The sequence below is a fragment of the Clostridioides sp. ZZV15-6598 genome (assembly GCF_020657705.1).
In the GTDB taxonomy this organism is placed as follows: domain Bacteria; phylum Bacillota; class Clostridia; order Peptostreptococcales; family Peptostreptococcaceae; genus Clostridioides; species Clostridioides difficile_F.
In genome coordinates this window covers 1-310 of the sequence record NZ_JAGWCS010000367.1, presented here as the reverse complement: position 1 = coordinate 310, position 310 = coordinate 1, and the positions used below count along the sequence as shown (strand labels likewise).

The 310-nt window shown below is 29.0% G+C and carries 1 protein-coding gene; it reads right to left on the bottom strand.

The features are described from left to right. On the bottom strand, positions 1 to 59 hold a 59-nt coding region (locus KGF50_RS22645), incomplete at its 3' end, for a helix-turn-helix domain-containing protein (protein WP_227850018.1). Positions 60 to 310: the final 251 nt, after the last annotated feature.

The window sequence follows — 310 nt, the reverse complement described above, 5'->3', positions numbered from 1 at the left end:
TCTTGCTGTTTTTTATTTGGATACATTCTAAACTTATAAGCTTTTTCCAATACTATCACCTCACTTTACTTGTTTTTATTAATAATCTGCTCCTCTGTACTTTCTGGTACAGTAGCAACAAAACAACTAGGATTCCAAAGACGTTATCCCAATTATAATATTAACATTTAAGACAAGTATTTTGAAGGTCTTCATATTTATTTTTTAAATAACATATGTAAGAACTGTAAGTCCTTAACTTTTATCATTTTTGAGGTTGTTGTTCACATAAGTTCGCTACTACCTATGCAGTTCTCTTATGAACTTCTTA